Raw genomic sequence first — 8,280 nt, 5'->3', positions numbered from 1 at the left:
CTTATAAAATTATATAGGTCGTGTTAATAAGCTGGGGATTTGTTTTATCGAAGCATATTGCCAAAAATATATCGGTATAAATGAACGCTGCTTGTTTCAGTTATTTGATGCATTTAAACCGCATCTTTTATTTATATTGAATAGAGATTCAATTGGATCGGCTAATTACTGTTAACCCTGCGCATTGGCAAACTGGTAGCGTTGCGTTGCTAACTTAACTTATACTCATAACACTTTATCGATCATGCTGAGGAGCGGCGTAACATGGGTTCAAACAGTGCGTTCTCCCGCAATATTTTATCCAGACGCCATCTTGTAAAAAAAAGTGTCATCCTCGCACTCTGTTTTTTTATTTGCTTTGTCGTTATTACTTTGTCATTACTTTATCGCAGTAGTGAACGTAAATTAACAACACAAAGTGATCATATTATCTCCTACGCCTCCCAGTTTCTAAATGAACTGACTACCACTATGTCTCAACTTATCCCACTAAGTGACAAAAGTTGTGAGCAAGCCAGCCCGGCACTCCACTATCGGGCTGCATTTACTAATGGTGTCAGAGCATTTTTATTGGTTAGAGACAGTATCGCTTATTGCTCTTCAGCAACAGGTGATATGCAAGTCGCTGTCAGTGCGCTATATCCTAAAATAAACTTACATCAGCCGTTGGACTTTAAAATTCAGCAAGGCACCCCCATGATGCCCAGTAAACCGGCGGTCGGGGTGTGGTTGCGTGAAGCTGGGCGCGGCAATACCGGTGTATTAGCGACATTAGAATTAACCTTACACCCTTATTTATTGCTGAATTATTCAGATAATCAAGTCAACGGCTTAGCCATTATTATTGATGAATTAGCGGTAACAACTTTTGACTCTAAAGTCTTACCTATCAGCCAGCTACCGGCACGCGCCTCGCGTGAGATCCAGCTACCGGGCTACCCGATTAAAATATTGATTTATCATACTAGCCTGACAGCTGATGACATTCGCATGACCCTATTAGGAGGGCTATTACTTGCCGGTCTGGTCGGAATCCTTGCTTATTATATTTTAATTGCCAGCCAGAGTGCTGAAGCTGAAATTTTGCGCGGTATTCGACGCGGCGAATTCTTCGTTGAATATCAACCAGTATTTCGTTCACATGATCGTTCATTATCTGGCCTTGAAGCGCTTATTCGTTGGCACCATCCTATTGAAGGGCGCATATCCCCGGATCTTTTTATTCCCTATGCGGAAGCTCAACATCTGATTCAGCCATTAACCCGGCATCTATTTGAGTTAATCATCAAAGACAGTGAATTAATGGCAGACCACCTTCCGGCTGGGACTAAACTGGCCTTTAATATTTCCCCTGTCCATCTTGCTGATGATAACTTCCGCAAAGATGTTTCTCAGATGTTAAAGCAATTAAATACGGATATCTTGGCACCAGTATTCGAGATTACCGAGCGTGGTATGGTTGAAGAAGAGCTCGCTATTAAACAATTTGCCTGGCTGCGTTCTCAGGGGATACAAATTGCTGTCGATGATTTTGGTACCGGTCATAGCGCCCTGATCTATTTAGAACGTTTTACTTTAGATTATATTAAAATTGATCGTGGTTTTGTCAGCACCATCGGCATTAATACCGTAGCAGCACCGGTATTAGACGCAGTACTGATGCTGGCAAATAAACTCAATATTGAAACCGTCGCTGAAGGTGTTGAAACAGAGCAACAGCTCCAGTATTTGGCACATCATGGCGTAAACTACTTACAAGGTTACTTACTCAGCAAACCATTATCTGTTAAAGATCTCGTCGTATTTTATAATAAAAAATAGTAACAAAAAACCATATTCAAAGTAATTGACGTTGCGGTCTGACTGCGCATACACAGCTCGAATGAGCTGATTCGAGTAAGTTATTTGGCTTAATGTTTGCTTTAATCCCCTGCAAACTGGTAATTTCGTTTAAGATTATTATTATCAGAATGAAACGCAGGAGCTTACCGCCAATATGTTGCCACGCCTATTTGCTGCCTTGGTACTTTCAGCCCTGAGTTTTGGCCTACAGGCTGAAACCATCAAAGAAGGCGTCTCTTTTGCCATACTGGGTGAACCTAAGTATTCATCCGATTTCAGCCATTTTGATTACGTCAATCCAGCCGCCCCAAAGGGTGGGGATATCACGCTATCGGCCATTGGTACCTTTGATAACTTTAACCGTTATGCATTGCGCGGTAATCCGGCGATACGCACTGAACGGCTGTATGACTCACTATTTGGTACCTCTGACGATGAGATTGGCAGCTACTATCCATTAATTGCCGAGTCCGCACGTTTTGCACCTGACTTACACTGGATTGAAGTCGATATAAATCCACGTGCCCGTTTTCATGATGATACCCCTATTACCGCACAGGATGTCGCCTTCACCTTCAATAAATTTATGACCGAAGGTGTGCCACAATTTCGCATTATTTATAAAGGCGTACAGGTAAAAGCCATTTCCCGGCTGACAGTGCGTTTTGAATTCCCGGAACCGAATAAAGATAAAATGTTAGGTTTGTTTGGCTTACCGGTGATGCCTGCTCATTTCTGGCAAAACCATAAACTGAGTGATCCGCTGAGCAAGCCCCCGGTTGGCAGCGGCCCTTATCGCATCGGCAAATATAAGATGGGCCAGTTTATTACCTATGAACGGGTGAGAGATTACTGGGCAGCCAATCTGCCGGTTAACCGCGGCCAATATAATTTTGATACCATCCGCTACGACTACTATCTGGATGATAAAGTCGCATTGGAAGCCTTTAAAGCCGGTGCATTCGATTTCCGTGAGGAAACCTCACCGAAGAGCTGGGCGACACAATATGTCGGGGGCAATTTTGCAAAAAACTATATCGCCAAGCAGGATATTGTCGACAACTCGGCACAAAATACCCGATGGTTGGCATTTAACGTTCAGCGCCCGATTTTTAGCGATCGGCGAGTTCGCCAGGCACTGACGTTAGCTTTTGACTTTGACTGGATGAATAAAGCCTTCTATTTCAATAGTTATCAACGCACCAATAGTTTCTTCCAAAATACTGAATATGCCGCAAAAGGTTATCCCGATAGTGCCGAACTGGCTTGGCTGGGTCCGTTGAAGGGCAAAGTACCACCAGAGGTGTTCACGCAGATTTATCAGCCACCACAAACTGATGGCAGCGGCGATTCACGGGATAATCTGTTAAAAGCACGGGAATTACTCAGTGAAGCAGGCTGGGAAGTGAAAAATCAGCAATTGGTTAACAGTAAAACCGGTAAGCCTTTTGTGTTTGAATTACTGTTACTCAGTGGCAGTAACTTCCAATATGTTCAACCGTTTAAACATAATTTGCAACGTTTGGGCATTACCATGAATATCCGCGAGGTTGACAGCTCTCAGTTTGTTAACCGCCTGCGCAGTCGGGATTACGATATGATCCCGACGGTTTACAGTGCCTTCCCCTACCCTAGCCCAAATCTGCAAATTTGGTGGAGCTCGGCTTATGTCGATTCCAGTTATAACTCCTCCGGGATTAAAGATCCGGCTATTGACCAATTGATCGCAGAGATTATCAAACATCAGGACCAGCCAGAGGCATTACAGTCCCTTGGCCGGGCACTTGATAGGGTATTGACCTGGAACTATCTGATGATTCCGATGTGGTACTCCAACCATGCCCGCTTTGCCTATTGGGATAAATTCTCGATGCCGGCAGACCGCCCCACCTATTCGCTTGGGTTTGATAGCTGGTGGTTTGATGTCAACAAGGCAGCTCGTCTGCCAACAGAACGTCACTAGGGGGCTGCTGTGGGTGGATATCTATTACGGCGACTATTGCTGGTTATTCCCACGCTGTGGGCAATCATTACCATCAACTTTTTTANTGTGCAAATTGCACCGGGTGGGCCAGTTGATCAGGCGATTGCCAATATTGAATTGGGTCACTCCAGTGGATTTACCGCCGGTGGCGGTGATGGCGGGCTGGGGGGGGCTAAAGTCGGCCTCAATGCGGCACAAGTGGGTGATAGCAACTATCGCGGTTCACGCGGGTTAGACCCAGAAGTTATTGCCGAAATCAAACAACGCTTTGGTTTTGACAAGCCGCTGCACCAGCGCTATTTCGATATGCTATGGAGCTATGTCCGCTTTGATTTTGGCGACAGCCTGTTCCGGGGTGAATCGGTAATGTCGTTAGTGAAACATAGCCTGCCGGTCTTTATTTCACTTGGGCTATGGAGCACGCTGATTATTTATCTGGTTTCTATTCCATTAGGCATTAAAAAGGCGGTGCGCAATGGCTCAGCTTTTGATACCTGGAGCAGTACTCTCATTATAATCGGGTATGCCATTCCTTCGTTTCTGTTTGCGATTTTACTGGTGGTGTTGTTTTCCGGCGGCAGTTATTTCGATCTATTCCCACTGCGGGGGCTGGTTTCCAGTAACTTTGATACCCTGCCGTGGTACGGCAAAATAACCGACTATTTGTGGCATATCACTTTACCGGTATTGGCTACCGTCATTGGCGGCTTCGCCACACTGACGATGCTGACCAAGAACTCGTTCCTTGACGAAATCCGCAAGCAATATGTGGTGACTGCGCGCGCCAAAGGGTTACCCGAAGAAAAAATTCTGTATCGCCATGTCTTTCGCAACGCCATGTTGTTGGTTATCGCTGGCTTCCCTGCCACCTTTATCAGCATGTTTTTCACCGGGTCGCTGTTGATTGAAGTGATGTTTTCACTCAATGGTTTAGGGCTATTGGGTTATGACGCCACTTTGCAGCGTGATTACCCTGTAATGTTTGGCACTCTTTATATTTTCACCCTGATTGGCTTACTGCTGAATATCCTCAGTGATATCACCTACACCCTGGTTGATCCACGGATTGATTTTGAGGGCCGCCAATAATGATACGGCTAAGTGCTATTAATCAGGCCCGCTGGGCGCGTTTTCGCAATAATCGCCGTGGCTACTGGTCACTGTGGATCTTCCTGACACTGTTTATTATCAGTCTGTTTGCCGAACTGATCGCCAATGACAAACCGCTGCTGGTAAACTATCAGGGCCGAATTTATATGCCTTTTATGACTAATTACAGCGAATCCACTTTTGGTGGGATTTTAACCACGGCGGCAGATTATCAAGACCCTTATGTGATTGGCCGGATTAATGACAATGGCTGGGCCATCTGGGCACCCATACGTTTTAGCAATAACACCATCAATTTTGCGACTGATGTCCCTTTCCCTTCGCCACCTAGCCGGACCAACTTGCTGGGCACCGACAGTACTGGCGGCGATGTCTTAGCCAAAGTCATCTATGGTTTCCGTATCTCGCTGTTATTCGGCCTGACATTAACCCTGTTCTCCAGCGTAATTGGTATCTGTGCTGGCGCGGTACAAGGTTATTACGGCGGCAAAATTGACTTGTGGGGGCAACGATTTATCGAGGTGTGGTCGGGGATGCCAACACTATTTTTAGTGATTCTACTGTCCAGCATCGTCCAACCCAACTTCTGGTGGCTGTTAGCCATCACCGTGCTGTTTGGCTGGATGGGATTAGTGGGTGTGGTGCGGGCAGAATTTCTACGTACCCGAAATTATGACTACATCCGTGCAGCGCGAGCTATGGGAGTGGGTGATCGGGTCATTATGTCGCGCCATATGTTGCCCAATGCCATGGTGGCAACACTAACCTTCCTGCCCTTTATCCTGTGCGGTTCGATAACCACGCTAACTTCACTGGATTTTCTCGGTTTTGGCCTGCCGATGGGGTCACCGTCATTAGGCGGTCTGTTATTAGAAGGTAAAAATAATCTTCAGGCTCCCTGGCTTGGCATCACCGCATTCCTGGTATTGGCAGTGCTGTTATCTCTGTTGATCTTTATCGGCGAAGCAGTACGTGACGCCTTTGACCCAAGTAAGGTGTACTGATATGGCGACTTCACCACTTCTGGATATTCAAAATCTCAGTGTTGCATTTCGCCAGGCGAATATTGATCGCGAGGTGGTCAGCGAGCTGTCATTGCAAATCAATGCCGGTGAAACACTGGCACTGGTCGGGGAATCGGGTTCGGGCAAGAGTGTCACCGCTTTATCAATATTGCGTTTACTGCCTTCACCACCGGTGGTCTACCCGGGCGGTGATATTCTGTTTGCCGGGCAATCTCTGCTGCATGCCGATGAACCGACGCTGCGAAAAGTGCGCGGCAATCAGATTTCAATGATTTTCCAAGAACCTATGGTGTCACTAAACCCACTGCATACCATTGAAAAACAGTTGGCAGAAGTGTTGTCACTGCACCGCGGTATGCGCCGGGAAGCGGCCAGAGTTGAGATTATTCAATGTCTCGACCGGGTGGGTATTCGTAATGCCAAAGGGCGTTTGGGCGATTTCCCTCATCAACTTTCCGGCGGAGAACGCCAGCGAGTGATGATTGCGATGGCGGTATTGACCCAACCTAAATTACTGATTGCCGATGAACCTACCACTGCGCTGGATGTTTCGGTGCAAGCCCAGATTTTGAGTTTGCTGAAAGAGTTAAAGCAAGAGATGGGCATGAGCTTGCTATTTATCACCCATAACCTGAATATCGTGCGCCGGTTGGCAGATAACGTGGCAGTGATGCGCGAAGGCCGCAAGGTGGAGCAAAATAGCCGTCAGGCGCTGTTTAGTACCCCACAGCACCCCTACACCCGCCAATTATTAGACGCCGAACCACAAGGTGACCCACTGCCCCTCACGCCGGGTCTAAAACCCCTGCTTGAAGTAAAAGGTCTACAGGTGGCGTTTCCTATTAAACGTGGTTTATTACGACGCACCGTTGATTACCATTATGCTTTGCACAGTCTTAATTTCACCCTGAATCCCGGTGAGAGCCTTGGTTTGGTGGGTGAATCAGGCTCAGGGAAAAGCACCTCAGGGCTGGCGTTGCTGCGCTTGTTACCCTCAAAAGGTGAGATTTGGTTTAGCGGGCAGCCATTACACAAGTTTACCCCTAAACAGATGCTGCCCTATCGCAGCCGAATTCAGGTGGTATTCCAGGATCCCTACTCAGCGCTAAACCCACGCCTGAATGTGCAGCAGATAATCGCCGAAGGGCTGGAAGTCCATCAAAGACTCAGTGCGGTACATCGTGAACAACGGGTGATTAAAGCGATGGAAGAAGTGGGATTAGATCCGGTCACCCGTTATCGTTATCCAACCGAGTTTTCTGGTGGCCAGCGCCAACGCATTGCCATTGCCCGTGCGTTGATCTTGCAACCGCAGTTACTGATTCTTGATGAACCGACCTCTTCATTGGATAAGTCGGTACAGGCCCAAATTCTGGCTTTGCTGAAATCCCTTCAGCAGCGTTATCAGCTCAGCTATCTGTTTATCAGTCATGACTTGCAGGTAGTGCGATCACTCTGCCATCAGGTGATTGTATTAAGACAAGGCGAGGTAGTAGAACAAGGTGACTGTCAGGCCATATTTGCCGCGCCCCAACAGCAGTATACACAGCAGTTGTTACAATTTGCGGATACGTCAGATTGAGGTCTGGTGCGGGGCATACCCAAGCGCCATGACACCGACCAACGCGCAATAGCGAATTAGAAGGGGTACAAGGCGGTCAGGGTTTCGGCAATGGCGACACCGACATCTTTCAGGCGACACATAGTGGCACTCTCATCCTGAGTGTGAACAAATAGACAAGGCTCGCCTTCCCATTCGACTATCGCGGAATCCACTTGTATCTCTTGTAGAGAGAGGTGGAGCCGCTGCATGATAATCTGCGCATGGCTGCCATCGTGGCTGAGTAATTTCAGCCCCATAAGATCATTATTGCTATCGTCTATCGCCGTCAGTGGTATCGGTTCAACTTTGACCCCGATAAAGCCTGATAACCAACGGTAACTTTGCGGCAGACGATGTACTACCGAAAGTTGGATATTATTCACGTGTTTTTCCTAGTAAAAATAAAAATTCAAAAATTACAAAAGCACCACAATGACTCACACTCACTAAAGTTATAGCCGCTAACTTGGCATTGTGCCTGATTCACCCCTCATCAAAACACAACATTGATAACAATTTAGAAACTTAAAACCAACAAAGCCATTTTTGTGTTGTTTTTTTAATCGTGTGTCAGCCCTGCATATCCAGACTGAAACTACCGGTTTGAGATTTAGATCCCATTTTTCGTTATATTTATACCTTTATGGCGACCATCTCAACCATTTTTCTTGCAAACCCATTACTTATTGCCCGCTAAATTTTTACATTTAATGAAC

The 8,280-nt window shown here is 46.6% G+C and carries 6 protein-coding genes; 5 read left to right on the top strand and 1 reads right to left on the bottom strand.

The window, feature by feature from the left end; translation table 11 throughout:
- Window positions 1-264: 264 nt before the first annotated feature.
- The 5 genes from V1952_RS17740 (at window position 265) to yejF (ending at window position 7,543) form a co-directional block, all read left to right on the top strand.
- A complete protein-coding gene (locus tag V1952_RS17740; protein ID WP_372559394.1) occupies window positions 265-1,821 on the top strand; it encodes a cyclic di-GMP phosphodiesterase in 1,557 nt (518 codons plus the stop codon).
- A gap of 175 nt (window positions 1,822-1,996) precedes the next feature.
- Window positions 1,997-3,805 carry an extracellular solute-binding protein gene (locus tag V1952_RS17735; protein ID WP_372559395.1) on the top strand — a complete coding sequence of 603 codons (1,809 nt, stop codon included), beginning with the start codon at window positions 1,997-1,999 and terminating at the stop codon, window positions 3,803-3,805.
- A 9-nt stretch (window positions 3,806-3,814) separates the two neighbouring features.
- Entirely contained in the window at window positions 3,815-4,915 is a 1,101-nt protein-coding gene (locus V1952_RS17730; protein WP_420075235.1) for a microcin C ABC transporter permease YejB, read from the top strand.
- Entirely contained in the window at window positions 4,915-5,940 is a 1,026-nt protein-coding gene (locus tag V1952_RS17725) for an ABC transporter permease (protein ID WP_420072292.1), read from the top strand. The genes V1952_RS17730 and V1952_RS17725 overlap by 1 nt, the downstream gene beginning before the upstream one ends.
- Window position 5,941: 1 nt before the next feature.
- Window positions 5,942-7,543 (top strand): microcin C ABC transporter ATP-binding protein YejF, encoded by a 1,602-nt coding sequence (gene yejF, locus V1952_RS17720; RefSeq protein ID WP_420075234.1) that lies wholly within the window; start codon window positions 5,942-5,944, stop codon window positions 7,541-7,543.
- Window positions 7,544-7,599: 56 nt separating this feature from the next.
- On the opposite strand, the gene V1952_RS17715 is transcribed toward yejF, so the two are convergent.
- Window positions 7,600-7,947, bottom strand: coding sequence for a YejG family protein (locus V1952_RS17715; protein WP_083158351.1), 348 nt, complete (start codon window positions 7,945-7,947; stop codon window positions 7,600-7,602).
- Between the last annotated feature and the right edge of the window lie 333 nt (window positions 7,948-8,280).

The organism is Yersinia sp. 2542 StPb PI, assembly GCF_048593855.1.
Lineage (GTDB): Bacteria > Pseudomonadota > Gammaproteobacteria > Enterobacterales > Enterobacteriaceae > Yersinia > Yersinia enterocolitica_E.
The sequence above is the reverse complement of the archived record's forward strand: the minus strand, read 5'-3'. Positions and strand labels throughout refer to the sequence as shown.